The sequence below is a fragment of the Sphaerisporangium rhizosphaerae genome (assembly GCF_042665155.1).
GTDB lineage: Bacteria > Actinomycetota > Actinomycetes > Streptosporangiales > Streptosporangiaceae > Sphaerisporangium > Sphaerisporangium rhizosphaerae.
This window is the reverse complement of sequence record NZ_JBHTCG010000011.1, coordinates 225,307-240,086: the sequence shown is the minus strand read 5'-3', so window position 1 is coordinate 240,086 and position 14,780 is coordinate 225,307. Positions and strand designations below refer to the sequence as shown.

The 14,780-nt window shown below is 63.0% G+C and carries 16 protein-coding genes; 12 read left to right on the top strand and 4 right to left on the bottom strand.

Annotated elements, in window-relative coordinates; all coding sequences use genetic code 11:
* The first annotated feature begins 264 nt into the window (after positions 1-264).
* From ACFQSB_RS19200 to cutA, 4 genes are all read left to right on the top strand, one after another.
* Complete coding sequence (locus ACFQSB_RS19200; protein ID WP_380828087.1) at positions 265-1,740, top strand: NCS2 family permease; 1,476 nt, start codon at positions 265-267, stop codon at positions 1,738-1,740.
* 656 nt (positions 1,741-2,396) lie between these two features.
* Positions 2,397-2,795 carry a hypothetical protein gene (locus ACFQSB_RS19195; RefSeq protein WP_380828086.1) on the top strand — a complete coding sequence of 133 codons (399 nt, stop codon included), beginning with the start codon at positions 2,397-2,399 and terminating at the stop codon, positions 2,793-2,795.
* 11 nt (positions 2,796-2,806) lie between these two features.
* Positions 2,807-4,093 (top strand): hypothetical protein, encoded by a 1,287-nt coding sequence (locus ACFQSB_RS19190; protein ID WP_380828084.1) that lies wholly within the window; start codon positions 2,807-2,809, stop codon positions 4,091-4,093.
* A 133-nt stretch (positions 4,094-4,226) separates the two neighbouring features.
* Complete coding sequence (cutA, locus tag ACFQSB_RS19185; RefSeq protein WP_380828083.1) at positions 4,227-4,586, top strand: divalent-cation tolerance protein CutA; 360 nt, start codon at positions 4,227-4,229, stop codon at positions 4,584-4,586.
* Here the strand turns inward: cutA and ACFQSB_RS19180 are convergent.
* Entirely contained in the window at positions 4,549-5,985 is a 1,437-nt protein-coding gene (locus tag ACFQSB_RS19180; protein ID WP_380828081.1) for a helix-turn-helix domain-containing protein, read from the bottom strand. The genes cutA and ACFQSB_RS19180 overlap by 38 nt on opposite strands.
* A 257-nt stretch (positions 5,986-6,242) precedes the next feature.
* Here ACFQSB_RS19180 and ACFQSB_RS19175 point away from each other — a divergent pair, with 257 nt between their 5' ends.
* From ACFQSB_RS19175 to ACFQSB_RS19150, 6 genes are all read left to right on the top strand, one after another.
* The gene (locus ACFQSB_RS19175) at positions 6,243-6,638 is read left to right on the top strand and encodes a hypothetical protein (RefSeq protein WP_380828079.1); all 396 of its coding nucleotides are present in this window, start codon (positions 6,243-6,245) and stop codon (positions 6,636-6,638) included.
* Positions 6,631-6,888, top strand: coding sequence for a hypothetical protein (locus ACFQSB_RS19170; RefSeq protein ID WP_380828078.1), 258 nt, complete (start codon positions 6,631-6,633; stop codon positions 6,886-6,888). Before ACFQSB_RS19175 ends, ACFQSB_RS19170 begins: the two co-directional genes overlap by 8 nt.
* Positions 6,889-7,124: 236 nt before the next feature.
* Entirely contained in the window at positions 7,125-7,304 is a 180-nt protein-coding gene (locus ACFQSB_RS19165; RefSeq protein ID WP_380828077.1) for a hypothetical protein, read from the top strand.
* 228 nt (positions 7,305-7,532) lie between these two features.
* Positions 7,533-7,721: a hypothetical protein gene (locus tag ACFQSB_RS19160; protein WP_380828076.1), complete on the top strand. Its 189-nt coding sequence runs from the start codon at positions 7,533-7,535 to the stop codon at positions 7,719-7,721.
* Positions 7,722-7,752: 31 nt separating this feature from the next.
* Positions 7,753-8,097, top strand: a complete 345-nt coding sequence (locus ACFQSB_RS19155; protein WP_380828075.1) for a hypothetical protein — start codon at positions 7,753-7,755, stop codon at positions 8,095-8,097.
* Positions 8,094-9,911, top strand: a complete 1,818-nt coding sequence (locus tag ACFQSB_RS19150; protein ID WP_380828074.1) for a cell division protein FtsK — start codon at positions 8,094-8,096, stop codon at positions 9,909-9,911. The genes ACFQSB_RS19155 and ACFQSB_RS19150 overlap by 4 nt, the downstream gene beginning before the upstream one ends.
* A 316-nt stretch (positions 9,912-10,227) precedes the next feature.
* Here ACFQSB_RS19150 and ACFQSB_RS19145 read toward each other — a convergent pair whose 3' ends face one another.
* Entirely contained in the window at positions 10,228-11,757 is a 1,530-nt protein-coding gene (locus ACFQSB_RS19145) for a recombinase family protein (protein WP_380828072.1), read from the bottom strand.
* 25 nt (positions 11,758-11,782) lie between these two features.
* Here ACFQSB_RS19145 and ACFQSB_RS19140 point away from each other — a divergent pair, with 25 nt between their 5' ends.
* The gene (locus ACFQSB_RS19140; RefSeq protein WP_380828070.1) at positions 11,783-11,950 is read left to right on the top strand and encodes a hypothetical protein; all 168 of its coding nucleotides are present in this window, start codon (positions 11,783-11,785) and stop codon (positions 11,948-11,950) included.
* 92 nt (positions 11,951-12,042) lie between these two features.
* Here the strand turns inward: ACFQSB_RS19140 and ACFQSB_RS19135 are convergent, their stop codons facing one another.
* Entirely contained in the window at positions 12,043-12,492 is a 450-nt protein-coding gene (locus ACFQSB_RS19135) for a hypothetical protein (RefSeq protein WP_380828069.1), read from the bottom strand.
* Positions 12,493-12,575: 83 nt separating this feature from the next.
* Positions 12,576-13,238, bottom strand: a complete 663-nt coding sequence (locus ACFQSB_RS19130; protein WP_380828067.1) for a hypothetical protein — start codon at positions 13,236-13,238, stop codon at positions 12,576-12,578.
* A gap of 328 nt (positions 13,239-13,566) precedes the next feature.
* Between ACFQSB_RS19130 and ACFQSB_RS19125 the strand changes: the two genes are divergently transcribed.
* Positions 13,567-14,757, top strand: a complete 1,191-nt coding sequence (locus ACFQSB_RS19125; RefSeq protein WP_380828065.1) for a hypothetical protein — start codon at positions 13,567-13,569, stop codon at positions 14,755-14,757.
* The last annotated feature ends 23 nt before the right edge of the window (positions 14,758-14,780 follow it).

The window sequence follows — 14,780 nt, the reverse complement described above, 5'->3', positions numbered from 1 at the left end:
GGGTCTACGCTGAGGCCCGCGGCCATCGCATGATCTTCGGATGTCTTCACAACCACTGATGATCACGCGGTGGCCGTACCCATGCCCCCATAACCAGCGAGATCACGAACAGTCACTGGAGTACTAGGCGAGACACGGTTCCACCAGGCTCGGCGGGTCGGATAACCTCCTTCCGAATCCGAACTGCACACAAGTTGGTCTCATTCGGACCACGAGCGCCTCAGGGGTCTTTCCGACTGTGATACCGCCTGTCAATCTGCCCGCGTGAGCGAGATAACCGCACCTGTGACCCGGCCGGCCGGACTGCTCGGCTGGCTCGACCGCTATTTCCTGATCTCCGAACGACATTCGACGCTTGACCGTGAAATCCGTGGCGGCCTGGCCACGTTCTTCACGATGGCGTACATCGTCGTGCTGAACCCGTTGATCCTCGGCGGGGCCAAGGATGCCGACGGCCAGTTCCTGGGCGACGGCACCGGCTCGGCGAACATCGCGGCGATCGCCGCGGCCACCGCCCTGACGGCCGGTGTGCTGACCATCCTGATGGGCTTCGTCGGCAAGGTGCCGTTCGCGCTGGCCGCGGGCCTGGGCCTGAACGCCTTCGTGGCCTTCGGCATCGCCTCCCAGATGTCGTGGGAGGACGCGATGGGCCTGATCGTCCTGGAGGGCATCGTCATCACGATCCTCGTGCTGACGGGCTTTCGCACGGCGGTCTTCCACGCCATTCCAAGCCAGTTGAAGACCGCGATCAGCGTGGGCATCGGCCTGTTCATCGCCCTGATCGGCTTCGTGGACTCCGGTTTCGTCCGCAAGGCGGCCGGTACGCCGCTGGAGCTCGGCATCGGCGGCGCGCTGACCAGCTGGCCCATCTTCGTCTTCGTGATCGGCCTGCTGATCACCGCGCTGCTGGTGGCCCGCAAGGTCAAGGGCGCGATCCTGATCGGCATCATCGGCACCACCGTGATCGCCATCATCGTCGAGGCGATCGCCAAGGTCGGCCCGTCCATGGGCGGCAAGAACCCCACGGGCTGGAGCCTGGTCGTCCCGGCGATGCCCGATCAGATCATCGGCGTGCCCGACACCAGCCTGATCGGCCAGTTCAGCCTGTTCGGGTCGTTCGGCAAGATCAGCGCCGTGCTGGCCGTGCTGTTCGTGTTCACCCTGCTCATCACCGACTTCTTCGACACGATGGGCACCGTGGTGGGCGTCGGGGCCCAGGCGGGCCTGGTGTCGGAGGAGGGGACGCTGCCGCGCACCCGGGAGATCCTGCTGGTCGACTCGATCGCGGCCGCGGCGGGCGGCGCGGCGTCGACCTCCTCCAACACCACCTACATCGAGTCGGCGGCCGGCGTCGGCGAGGGCGCCCGCACGGGCCTGGCCAGCGTCGTGACCGGCGCCCTGTTCCTGCTCGCCGCCTTCCTGTCGCCGCTGGTCAAGATCGTCCCCTACGAGGCGGCCGCCCCGGCCCTCGTCGTCGTCGGCTTCCTGATGATGACCGCCATCAGGGCCATCGACTTCAACGACTACGAGATCGCCATCCCGGCCTTCCTCACCATCGTCCTGATGCCCTTCACCTACTCAATCTCTACCGGAATAGGTAGTGGGTTCATCACGTACGTCCTGATCAAGCTGGTCAAGGGCAAGGCCAGCGAGGTCCACCCCCTGATGTGGGTCGTGAGCGCCCTGTTCGTCGTCTACTTCGTCATAGGCCCGGTCAAGATACTTCTTGGGCTGTCTTGACCGACAGGAGCCTCTGGGGCCGTCGCGGTGACATCAACGATCACCACGGCGGTCCCACGTCGTTTAGCCATGGCCTACAGCGTGATTGAGTAGATGGCCTACGTGTTGCCTCGCCCGTGCACTGGCTTCCCGCCACCTGTCCGAGCCTCCTCGATCTTGACCGAGGCGACGCCGTACCAAGCCGGGCGACGCCCCGGCCTAGGGTGCGTAATGCGGGGTGAGTGTCATGAGGAGGTAGAGTCCACGCACTTGATCGATCGGCTATTGATTGCATTATGTGGTATAGCGTTGTTTTTCCGCATAACAGCGCACACCTCCCCAATCTACGACAGAATTGGGGCAACGCTGAGTCGTCAGCGTCTGGAGGTGCTGTGCTGGAAGTATTACAGGAGACAGCGAACGATTGCGTTGGAGTCACGGTATGCGTTGCGGAGAAGGAGTGGTTGATCTCATCACCTTCCCGAGTGTGGCTCTTGACTGTAGCGCTCCCTCGAAGCGAAGCCCGATTTGTCCGAGATGAGGTTGAGAGAGCCTACCTTCGGCCTGATCACGTTAACCACGCCATCGAGGAACGTGCAGGTAGAGGTAGTTGGGGAGCCGACGGCGGTCTCTTTCACGAAGTTACGCTTTTCATCGCTCAATCAACCGTAGACGGCGTGATCGCAGCCGCAACGATGAAGCTGTTCGAGAAGATGATTGCAAGACACCGCGCCTACGCAATGAAGCCGCCGGGTGATGGTTGGCATGAATCGTTCGACCGAGAGAGCGCCATTGCCTGGGCGCAATGGATCATCGAGACTCGATACCTTGATCTTGCAAGGGGATGCCTCGATGCACCCCCCGGAGGTGAAGACTTGGTAGAAGTTGTCTCCGACACTCATGATGCGGCACACGATCGTTGGACCATCTCGCTAAGAGACGTCGCCGGAGTTTCATACAAGGTGACGCTGGGACTCTTGGATGGTTTTCCCGCGGCTCAAATGATCGAGCGATCAGAACCCTCGAAGGAGGTTCAGAAATTGAGTGATCGGTCAACCTCTATCGGAAATGCATGAAAGGCTAGATAGTGGCCAAGAAATCAGTTGCACCAGAACTCCACGTTGGACAAGTTGATGACGAGGAGTTGAGAATAGTTCTTGGATCGATACTTCCCAGATGTGCGCAGTTCCGTACACAAGAAGTTGAGTATCGCACCCAGAATGATGATTGGGCACTCAGCTTACATTACCGTAACGGCAAGATAGTTGATGCCACAGCGGGGCCGGCCATGACATCCGAAATCAAAAGTAGGATGCAGGAGGCCATAGAACGAGAAATCTTGAGCCCATCAGATAAGAAAATCGTGCGCTGGACAATGTTTAGCGGGAAGCCTGTCGAAGGTCAGTGGCGTCATGGAGGTGGCCTTCGCATTGTCCCTGCCCCGGTCGAAGCTCCACGCCCTGAGGAGTTAATGGCCGAACACCCGTTCATTGTGGATATCACATTTAGGGGATCGTCGAATTTCGTTATCGAACAGATGCGTTACGTGAGGCGAGCGCGGGAACTCGCCCTACTGTTCAACCTCTTTCTATCAACCCGTATCACCTCGTCGACAAACTCTTCGAGAAAGCACTGGGTCTTGGTGCGTCAGGGGTCGACCGTAGCCTCAACCTGGGCAAATGAAGGCTACTTTATCCCCAAATTCACCTATATCGTCGACGACTTCCCTGTCGACGACTCTCCCCCACTGGCAGAGGTGGAGTCGAACATTTACTACAGCACAAGAAGCTATGCAGGTGATACGCTGGCGATCCCGGCAGAATTCTCGCGATTGTTGGATATCTTTTCCACCTTGGGTGCTGATGCTCGCGATCGATACATGCGAGCCTGCTATTGGTATCACACCGCTGCAACCGTCTGGGACTACTCGAAGTCCCTGTATTTCACATCGTTGATCAACGCTATAGAGTGTGTGGCTGGCCTGGATATCGATCGTTCGTCGCAGTCAGGGGTCAGTCCCGACTTCAGGCCAAGTACCCTATTCAAGACGTTCATGCAGAAGTTCGCACCTGGAGAGCCGAGTGGCGCCCAACTCGATCGAATCTACGAGGCTCGAAGTGAGATTACGCACGGAGAACGCCTTCTGGTAAATGATGGTGTGGTCGCTTCGTGGGGGCTGGATCAAACGTCCGCGAAAGATCGAGATATCAGCGAGAATGCGCGTATTCTCTGTCGTGCAGCACTCATCAACTGGCTATGGAGCAGTGATTCTACGTCTGAAGGGCTACTCATTAGCGCAGGAGTCGAGGTTGTCAAGCCACCTCCTCCGGGTACGAAAAGCGGGGTGATAGTCTTTGTTCCAGATTCTCAGTGATTTCTGTCGCGACTCCATTGTCGAGACGGATTCGATTCAGCATAATAACGGCTTGCCTGGAAGTTGAGGCGATAGCCTAGGTGGCTCGTACGCCGCCGGTGAACGAGCATACGGTGGTGAAATCGTCTCATAGATGGAATGGTTGAGAGAGTGGGCGATGTCGGAATACTTGCAGGCTATAACGACAGTGCCAAGCATGGAAGAGGCGGTGAAGCTCGCGCGGAGCATCGCTAGCGAGCGACTGGCTGCCTGCGTGCAGATAGTAGGACCCATCCGCTCCGTGTACTGGTGGCAAGGACAGATGGAGGACGCTCAAGAGTGGCAGCTACTCATCAAGACAACAGCTGCCCTATTTCCTACTCTCGAGACGCATATAAAAGCGAACCACAGCTACGATACCCCTGAGATTATCGCTATGCATATCATCGCGGGGAGCCCCCAATATCTGGCCTGGATCAGCCATGAGACGCGGAGAACTGACGCTTCGTCATAGCTAGGTCTTCCATGAAGGCTCGGACGACTGGTTGGGTCTGCCAGCGTCTTAAAGCTTCTGCGAGGACTTCGAATCTTGGGAGCCAGAGGGCGTATTCGGTTTCTCTGACTGCTGCGAGGCCGTCTCTTGCAAGTTTGGCTGCGGCGTCGATGGACCCTTGGACGAGGTGGGCTGTGGCCATGTCAGCGAGGATGATGGCGGCTCGCTTGCGCTCGACTTGAGGGAGTCGCGAGATGACGGCATGTGCCATCTCTTCGGCCTCGTTGAGTCTTCCTATGCGTGAGTAGGTCGCGATGCGGAAGGAGTCGAAGCGGTCTTGGTCGAGGAAGCGAGTCCAGACGCGGTCTTCCTCGGGGTCGGAGATGCTGAAGGCTTCTTCGGCGCGTGCCCAGGAGTGGACGGCGCTCTCTTTGTCGCCGAGTGCCGCGCTCTCCTCCGCGTGCCGTGCGGCGAGCCATGACATCGTGCCCGGGGAAGAGGACGGGGGAAGTACCTCTAACGCGCTTGCCAGGAGTGCTCTCGCTCGCCCGTGGGAGCCTTTGGCGCTGGGGATGTAGCTGCGGTAGGCGTAGGCGCACGCGATGATGCTGGGGTCGTTGGCCTCTTTGGCGGCTCGCTCGGCAGTGGTGTAGAAGTTGCGGGCGGTCGTCGGGCTGCCCATGTCGCTGGCGATCCAGCCGGCCAGGACGCTGCTCTCCGCTGCCACGACGATCAGGCGTTGTCTCAGCTCGTCTTTGGGGTCGGTGGCCGTGCCGTTGAGGATCGTCCCTACCTCTCTGAGGTGGAGGGCGAGACCCTTGTAGATGCTGCTCGCGGGCATGATCTCTTCGAGGCGGTGGAAGCCGGCGGACCGTGCCTCCATCTCACGGATCACCGCTTCGTCCAGGGCGGACGGCTTGGTCAAGGCGTAGGAGAGCCGTTCCCATACCTCGTTCTGGGCGAGTGTTGTAGTGGCACCAAGTCGCGCGATCATGCCGAGCAGTTCACGGCGTTTCAACGCGTCACCCCGCTTCCCGACTTCTTCCGCTAGGAGCTGCAAGTCGAATGTGTCTGTGGCGATCTGGCCTTCGCCACTGATCACTTGAGCACCGCCTGCACCAGTGCTCTCACTCATCGGAGAAAGCCCCAGATGGTGACGCAGGTGTGCAGGCATGCCCAAGCCATCAGCGAACGCCTCAAATGTAGACTTTGCGGTCGGGATGCGCTTCCCCGTCTTGTACTCGCTAATACGGCCCTGAGTGATTCCGGTCAGGCTGGCGATCTGTCCTTGGGTGATCCCGAACTTGGCAAGGATGCGGATAACGCCCCCAACATCGCGCCGCCGGCACACGTCGTCCATGTCCTGACGTGCGAAAACGGCATCGAGGATGTCTCTGATGCTGCGCTGGTCCATCGCCATGGCGCGCGTTCCGCTCCTCTGGTTATCCGCTTACACGGAAGTTCGGTACCGCTAAGTCCATCACACCGTGAGATATCACGGCGAGATTAGCTGAAAGCCCTTTGCTTGGAAACCTCTCCTCAAGGCAAGACGCAGGTCAGAGCCAAACAGGGAGGCCAATGGGGCATATCTCCGCGAATGAGGTAGTGCGCAAGGTAATCAGTTGAGCGCGACCCGTCGAGGCCGGTAGCGGTCCCGACGCATGGAGACGCGAAGAGATGATCAAAAAGCCCAAAGACGACTCTCCCGTCGCCCTGGCCGCATCACGCTTGTCCCAAGCTCTGGAGAGCCACGGGATCACCGCTGATGTCCATCCCGGTGAGAGAGTGGCAGCGCTCTCCGTCCGGTGTGGCCTGGTGGTCTGGTGTGAGTACGGGCCCGACGGGCCACACTTCCGCTGGTGGACCGGACGCTGTTCCGACAGCACGGGCCGAAGGGTCTACGCCTTCTCCCCGATCACCCTCCCGGACTCGGCGGCGCAGCGAATCGCCCTCCTCTACTGGGAGATGGTGCGGGACCAGTGGCTCCCGGCGGCTATGCCAGAACGACTGGAAGTCATCTCACAGATCCCAGAGCAACGGATGAGCGCAGACAACGGGTCCGGCGATGGATGAACCACAGATCACGTGGGTGCAGTCGCCGAAGATCTTCGCATTCAGGCACGGCATGGTCGGCGGGGTTCGCGCCTTCACCTTGGACGTGGTCTCCCGCCCGATGGAACTGCACTGCAAGTTGCCCGGTCCCAAAGGATCACAGCCGATCGAACGGCTGCCCTCGGAGCAAGCCGCCCACAAGCGGGCGCGTGAAAAGGTCATTGAGTTCCTAGAACTGTTCCATCAGAGACAACCGCCACCCTCGGCGTAGACCCTTTCCGGTATGTGATCTCCGAAGCCGCCCCCGGCGGAGCCAGAGCGCTCACCCGCTCCTTCCCTGGCTCTTCCGGGGGATTTTCGCGTCTGATCAGCCCTTCTACCTGCGGGTTATCTCACCGCATGATCTGTTCGATCTCACCGCAGAATCTCACCTCGTGATGGGTGCGCCCCTTCCGCCGAACCTACCTTCGCTTCGCAAGGTTCCGACGGCGAAAGGAAGTGATCCCCATGGCGTATCTGACCATCCTGCTTGCTGCCTTCGGCCTCGCTGTGGCCGGCCTGGTCTGGTTCCTCGCGATGTCCGCGAGCATCCGCCGGGCTGACCGGCACATGAGCCTGTCAGGTGCGCCCCGTACCTCCATCGACGGCGCGACGCGCCGTCTCGTCGGCGTCCATGTCCGCCGCTGACCGGAGCACCGCCTTACTTCTGCGACATGAGGAGGTGAACAAGTTGCGCATCCCCCGTCTGTTCGACCGCCGCTGCCCCTGCGGCGCGCTCACCGACCCCGGCACAGTCCGGTGTCGAAAGTGCCGCGCCCGTGCTCGCTGGCACCGCCGGAAGGCATATCACGACGGCATCTGACCTGGTGCAACGCCGACTGTCCGCGCGACAAGACGAGAGGAGGTGAGGTCCCCGTGACGGTGTCGATTCCCCTGGTGGTGCTCCTGGGCGCGGTCGTGTTCATCGCCTGGCGCTACTTGGGTTTGCGACTCTGGCAGGCCATCACGTGTCTGCTGTTCGGCTTCTTCCTGGCCGCCACCGTCGTCGCCCCCGACATCCGGCGCGCGGTGAGCGCCGTCCTGAGCTGGCTCACCAGCTCCTGACCCTGTCCCCGACCCAAGGAGTTGATGCCTGGTGGCCCACGTCCACCCATATCCCGATCCGGCGCTTCAGGAGGTCATCGACCGCAACCGCACCGCCCGACAGCTCATCACCGCCTTCTCCTCCACGACCCTGACCCTTGCCGACATCTGGCAGCACGTCACCATCGCACTGGACGACACGCTCACCCTCGCAGCGCAGATCACCAGACTCCACGCCGCACTCTCCCGAGTCCGCCGGCAGCGCGCCGACATGATCGCCGCAGCTCGCGCTACCCTGGCCGCTCACCACGACGGCGAAGCCGACCCGCTCTTCTACCTGCGAGACGAACTCACGGCACAACACGCCGACGAGGTCGGGCGGGGTGAGGCCGGATGACGAGGCACCGGCACTCTCGGCACCGGTTGCGCCGCAACGCCCGCCGCATACGGCGCGACGGCATCGAGCCGATGATGATCCTGTCCGATGACCTGGAGTTCGCACCCATCGCCCTGGTGACCATCGGTCGGGCGATGTGGCGCTACCGCTCCGAACTCGCCCCGTTCACCATGACCTTCCTCATCCTGACGGGCGGGACGATCCTCCACGCGGCATACGCCACATGGTGGCCGACCGTGCTGATCCTCACCGCGCTGACCTCGTGGGCGCTCGCGTTCTTCGGCCGATGGGTGAACCTGACCCGTCCCGCGGAACGCGGCTACGCCGCGGTGACCGTGATGCTCGCCGGAGGATGGACCGCAGCCGCGACAGCCGTAGGGCCGTTCACCGTGCCACTCCCTCACGTGCTCGCCATGGGAGCCTTCGTCGCCGGCCTCCCATGGTGGGCACACCGCCGCCGCCGTGCCCGCGTACGCGTGGAACGCACGCTCGCAGCGTGGCCGGAGATCTCTCAGGCCGTCGGCCTGGCCGGTTCTCGCATTCAGTCAGCGGTCGTGGATCTGTGGGGCTACCGCGCCCGGGTAGCTCTGGCGCGCGGGCAGACGGTGGAAGAGGTCGTGTCCAAGCTCCCCGCGCTTGAGTCGGCTCTGGGCACGCGGCGGGGAGCCGCACGCGTCCAACCTGTGCCCGAACGCGCCAACCGGATGGAACTGCGGGTCATCGAGACCGACCCGCACGCCGACGCGATCGCCTGGCCCGGTCCCTCCGTCAGCTCCATCAGCCAACCCGTCAAGCTGGGGCTGTTCGAGGACGGGAGCCCGGTACGGGTGTCCCTGTTACGACGTCACGCCCTGGTGGGTGGCGTGGCCGGCGCCGGTAAGAGCGGCGGGGTCAACGTCATCCTTGCCGACCTGTCCGCCTGCCCGGACGTCGTCATCTGGGGCATCGACCTCAAACGCGGGATGGAACTCCTCCCGTGGGCATCCTGCCTGGACCGCCTCGCCACCACCGCCCAGGAAGCCCAAGCACTGCTGCGCGACGCCGTAGCCGTCCTAGACGGTCGCGCTGACATGCTGGCCCAGCAGGGGCAACGTGTCTGGCAGCCACGCCCTGACGCGCCCGCTCTGGTCATCCTGATCGATGAGTACGCCGAACTCGTCGACGAGGCACCGGAAGCCGTCAGGCATGCCGACTCCATCGCCCGACGGGGGCGCGCCGTCGCGGTCACCCTCGTAGCCGCGACACAACGCCCCTCCCAGAAGGCCATGGGGCACGGCGCGGTGCGCTCACAGATGGACGTACGCATCTCCTTCCGCGTACGGGAACGGCGAGACGTGGACCTGATCCTCGGACAAGGCATGTTCAAGGCCGGCTGGCACTCCCACACCCTCAACGCCCCCGGCAAGTTCCTCGTCAGCGCACCGGAACACGACATCCCCCGCCGCGCCCGTACCTTCCTGCTCGCCGACGACACCGTTCAGCGCACCGCCATCCGGCACGCCTCCAACCGTCCGCCACTCGATGACATCTCCGTCGCCGCCCTCGAAACTGCCCCCATGGAAGCCGACAGAGGCACCCTCAGCGGTTCATCGGCCGTCCCATGCGAGGTACACCAGGCAGCGTCACAGGACGCCGAGAACACGCTGTGGGTGGCTCTCCGCGACGCCCCCGCAGAAGGGCTCTCGATCGATGACCTGATGCGCCGGACCGGCATGGGGCGCTCATGGGTCTACTACCGGCTACGAGAACACGCCCGCTCCGGCCGCGCCGCTCAAGTCAGCCGGGGACGCTGGCGCGCACTGCCTGACAGTTGACAGTCGGTAATCGTCCACGTCCACGCGCGCGCCTGCACGTAAAGGGCCGCACAGCCGTCCATGGACGAACACGTGGACGATCACTGTAGGTGACGGCGAAGGGAGGTGATGTCCCAACGACTAAGCCCGAGAGAAGAAGCGTTCCGTCTCCAGAAGAGTGGGCCGAAGACCAAATGAAGCACGCGCCGCCACGCTCTCGAGAGTGGGCGCGACGCGTGGCCCGGATCTATCAACTGGAAATCGATGAAGACGACCTCTGAGGAACCGGTGAGGCCCCTGGCTCTCGCAGCCAGGGGCCTCGTTGTCTCTGCCGTCGTCACTGACGCGGACCTCGATCTTCCTTCCAAATCGGCTCGATCAGGTTCGGATCGAACTGTCGCTGTCCTGGGCGTGTTGGGTGGATCACCACAGCCTGGAGACTCTGTGCGATCGCGGTTTGCCGCTGGTCCAGCGTGAACGTTGGGTCCGTCCACTTCTCAGCCAGGTTCACGACTCCCTCGGTCCGTCGCACGCGTGCTGTCTGATGCCTGCGCTGGTCGGCTTCGAGGCGACGTTCTTCGGACTCCAACTCCTCCAGGAGCGTGAAGTACCGGCTGCCCTTGATGCGTCGTTCCTTGTAAGCGGCCGTGATCTCGTGGAGCTGTTCTCTGACTGCGATGAGGTCGTCTTCCCCGTCCCACTCCGGCAGTTCGCCGATCTCGCGGAGTTGGACGCGCTGATGGTCTGCGATCACGAGGGCCGTGATGTACTCGTCCACCTTCTCAGCGATGCGAGCGCAGCCGCCGCATCCTCCCTCTGTCTTGTCGCGGCACGCGTAGATGGCCGTCTTGACGCCGTTTGTGCCGGGGCGCATGCCGCCACGCATGCGGTTGTTGCACTTGCCGCAGCGGACGAAGGGGGAGAGGAGGTACTTGGTCGGATGGCCACGACCGTCACGCCCGTAGTCGCGCTTGTAGGTCTTGAGTACCTGGATGAGCGCGTTGTGCTGCTCCTCCGTGATGATCGGTTGCCACACACCCCGTACCGGCTGGCCGTCCTTGTCCTTGAGTACTTCTCCTCTGTACGTCTGGATACCGCAGAGACGAGGACTGGTGAAGATCTGCTCTATGGTGCGGGTACTCCACTGGCCCCCGGCGACGGTGGGTACGCCTTGCTCGGTCCACTCACGGACGATCGTGCGTGCTTTGACTCCGGCGATGATGCGTGCCGTTGCCTCCCTGATGAGGTCGGCTTCGCGGGGGTTGATATCGATCTTGTTGTCCTGCCAGCCGAACGGGCGCAGCCGGCCTCCCATCGCACGCCCTTTCAGCGCCGCGCGACGCTTGCCCGCCGTGATCCTGCGGGAGAGGTTGCGGGATTCGAGGTTGCGTTGGTTGACCTCGTTGCGGGCCATGGCGATGCCTGCGTCTGTGGTCAGATCGAGGTAGCCGGTCATGCCGACGACCAGCACGCCGAAGTGCTCGACAAGATCGATCAGGTCTTCGAGGTCACGAGGGTCGCGCATGCCGCGATCGATGTTCGGGAGGGCGAGCGCGTTGTAGGTGCCCTTGCGCAACTCGCGTAGCACCTCATCCCACACGGGTCTGACGACGCGGAACGCGACAGTGCCGTCTTCGAGGGGGACCCGTACCTTCTTGAAGGCTGAGGTGTCGTTCTCGGCGTACTCCTTGCCGATCCTCCCGCCCATCTCGCCGACGAAGGTGCGGAGGTCATCGAGCTGGTTGTCCACCTGCTCTTCCTCGCCGTCGGCATCGAGGGACTCACGGGCGTACAAGGCCCAAACAAGCTGGTCAGGGACGATGTCCAACTCTGTGCGACCGCCGACACGGCGGGGGCTCCATGTCATGCACCGATCGTTACCCAATCTGATAGTGAAGTCCATCTCCAACGGAATCGGCGCCGGCTTCATCACCTACGTCCTCATCAAGCTGGTCAAGGGCAAGTCCCGCGAGGTCCACCCCCTCCTCTGGCTGGTGGCCGCCCTCTTCGTCATCTACTTCGCCATCGGCCCCGTCAAGATCCTCCTCGGCTTGTCCTGACAGCGAACCTCTGGGGCCGTCGCGGTGACACCAGCAGTCACCACGGCGGCTCTACGCTGTTTCAGCAGTGGCCTACGAGAGAGACCAGAGCTTCAGGATTGGCTGAAGTAGGAGAACGGGGCTACGGATACGCCCTCGGACACGGATCTCTCGTCGTCCTCGGTGGCGTCGGGATCCAGGTCCTGGGCCCACAGTGAGTCCATGGACCAGACGGAGAAGCCGGCGTGGAAGTCGAACCCGATGTCTGATGGGACGCTCGTGTATCCCATTGCCGTCAGGTCCGCCACGACATCGTCGATGAACCGGAAGGTCAGCTGAACGCCGTCGAAGAAGACTTCTTCGCCTCCCTGGCCGTTGTAGGCGAGTTCGACGAGTTCGACAGTGTCGTCTGGCGTGTAGCTGATGACCAGCATGGGCGTGGTCGAGTAGACGGCCTTCGTGTCGCCTGGCCCGTGCACTGGTTCCCCGACGCGGCCCTCGACGTCCGTCCGAGCTTCACCGATCTTGGCCAAGGCCACGCCACAGCCAGGAATGATCTCCATGTCGTGACATGCTGCCATCAGCGGGGGCTTAGGAGAGCCAGAACTCGGCCACTGTCATGAGCCGCTCTGTATGACGGCCCTACCTAGCCCGACTCCACTTCGGTCAAGGTTTGCAGCGCGTTGTCGAGGTAGAAGGCATCCCCTGTGTCGATTCCCCAGCCCTGCTCTTTGAGCTGCCGCAGGTGGGGGAGGAAGCGAGGATCGCCGAGTTCCTCCGCGGCTTCGAGATAGAGATTTCCCACCTCCAGGTTGGTGAGCTTCTCCTTGAGCACGGGGAGCACTCTTGGGTCGTGGCGGATGGCGAGTCCCACGGCCGCCTCGCCGGCGGTGTTTCCATCCGTGTCGTCCGGACGGTCCGCAAGAGCGTCACGGATCTTCGCGGTGTCGTTGCGCGATTGCACTCCTAGAGTGAAGGTGGCCCAGTCCCGAACGCTGGAGTCCGGATCGCACATGAGCCGCAGCAGTACCGTGACCGCCTCGTCCGGGAGCAGACAGAGTCCGGCGGGTGATGCGCCGGCGGCGACCTGCCATCGCACGTCCGAGGCCGGGTCGGCGCCAAAGCGGAGCAGCGGATCCAGGGCACGCTCGTGATCTACGGAGGACAGCGCTTGGGCTGCCGACCAGCGGACGGCGTATGCGGCGGATGCCAGATCGAGTGCCTCCGCGGCTTCGACGAGCGGGTCGAGGTGCCAGGAGGCGTCGGATGCGCTGGCCCGTGAGGCCGTCGCGATGACCTGAACGGTCACTCGCGACGGCCTCACGTCGTTTCATCGTCGCCCCTGTGCCAGGCCCGGATGGGATGCCGCGAGGACCCCGCCGCGGTGGTGCTGGGCGGTCGGTGAGACGTCGTCCGAATGTTTGTCAAGACGGTGAGAATATCGCCGATTGGCCTCCTTTAGTGCTCTTGTAATGCCCCTATGTCGGCGCTTTGGATCTAGGGAGGCGAACTTCTGTGGCGGGGCACAGGCGTCAGGTCCCGGATGCATCTCCTGTGTCACCGCCTGTCCGGCCCGGTCCTTTCGTTGTGCGCCGTTCATCGGTGTGCGCCGTCCTGCAAGAGAAGGAGTCGTGACCATGACCCTGCTGACCTACACCCTCCTCACGGACCCGGCGCCCCTGGAGGCGTCAGCGGCCGGGCGCTCCCCGTCCACGGGGACGGTGTACCTGGTCGTCACCAACACCGGGCAGGTATCGGTCTCCTGGCGAACGTTCCGGGTGCAGGTGCCCGTTGGCGACGGCGCCGGCCACCTCACCCCGAACATCACTACGGTCACGGCCCAGGGCCGGTACACCACCTCGTCAGGCACCAAGCCGGTGGACGTCCAGCGGCAGGACCCCGACGCCTTCTTGGTCACCGCGCCCGCCGGTGCGAGTTTCGCGCCCGGCGACCACCTGGTGCTGACGCTGGAGAACATCACCGTAGCCGCCACCGCCGGACTGGCCGTGCTAGGAGTGAAGGAGAATGCCAAAAGAGGGAACCTGCGCCTCGATGATCGCTCGGCCGCGCTGGCGGTGGTGAAGACCGCCCCGAAGGAGATCCCGGCGCCGCGCGACTTCCGCGCGGACGACGCCATGGTGGCCGCCGGAGCGGACATCACGCTGCGCTGGGAGGGGTCCGACGACTTCGACTACAAGATCCTGTTCCCGGACGGGCAGGCGACCAACCTCTCGGGCGGTTCTTGGTCACCGGCCGCCGACGACGCCCCCAAGCGGGCCACCACCTACACCCTGGTCGCCACCTCCCGCACCACGCCCAAGCGAGAACACGTCCTCACCACGACCGTTCAGGTGCGCAACCCTGTCCTGGAATCCCTCACCGCCAAGGTCGCCGTCATCACCCCATTGGTAGTGGGGCCGAACAGCGGCGAGGGAGGGATCGCCTTCCTGCAGGGCGGGGTGACCGTACGGCGGACAGGAGACTCGCAGGATCGGGGCGCTCTCTTGGCAGACAAGGCCACCTTCACCGGGGTGCACACCGAATGGGTGCAGGGGAGCAGCGTTGACGACGGATGGATCGGCTTCCGGAAGGATGGCGTACACGTGCGCCAGGGGTACGGACAGGACTGGGGAAACGTGTACGCCGACATGGCCAGCCTCAACGGCGTGAAAACCGGCGCCGTGTACACCGAATTCATCTATGCGAAGGACACCTCCGAGCACCGTTACTCGTGGATCAACCTCCACGGCGATGGGATAACCGCGTACCTGACAGACGGGGGGAGTAATGGACTCGGAAGCGTGACGGCCTCTCGCTTCAATACCTAGAAATCCGCGATCAGTCGGATGCC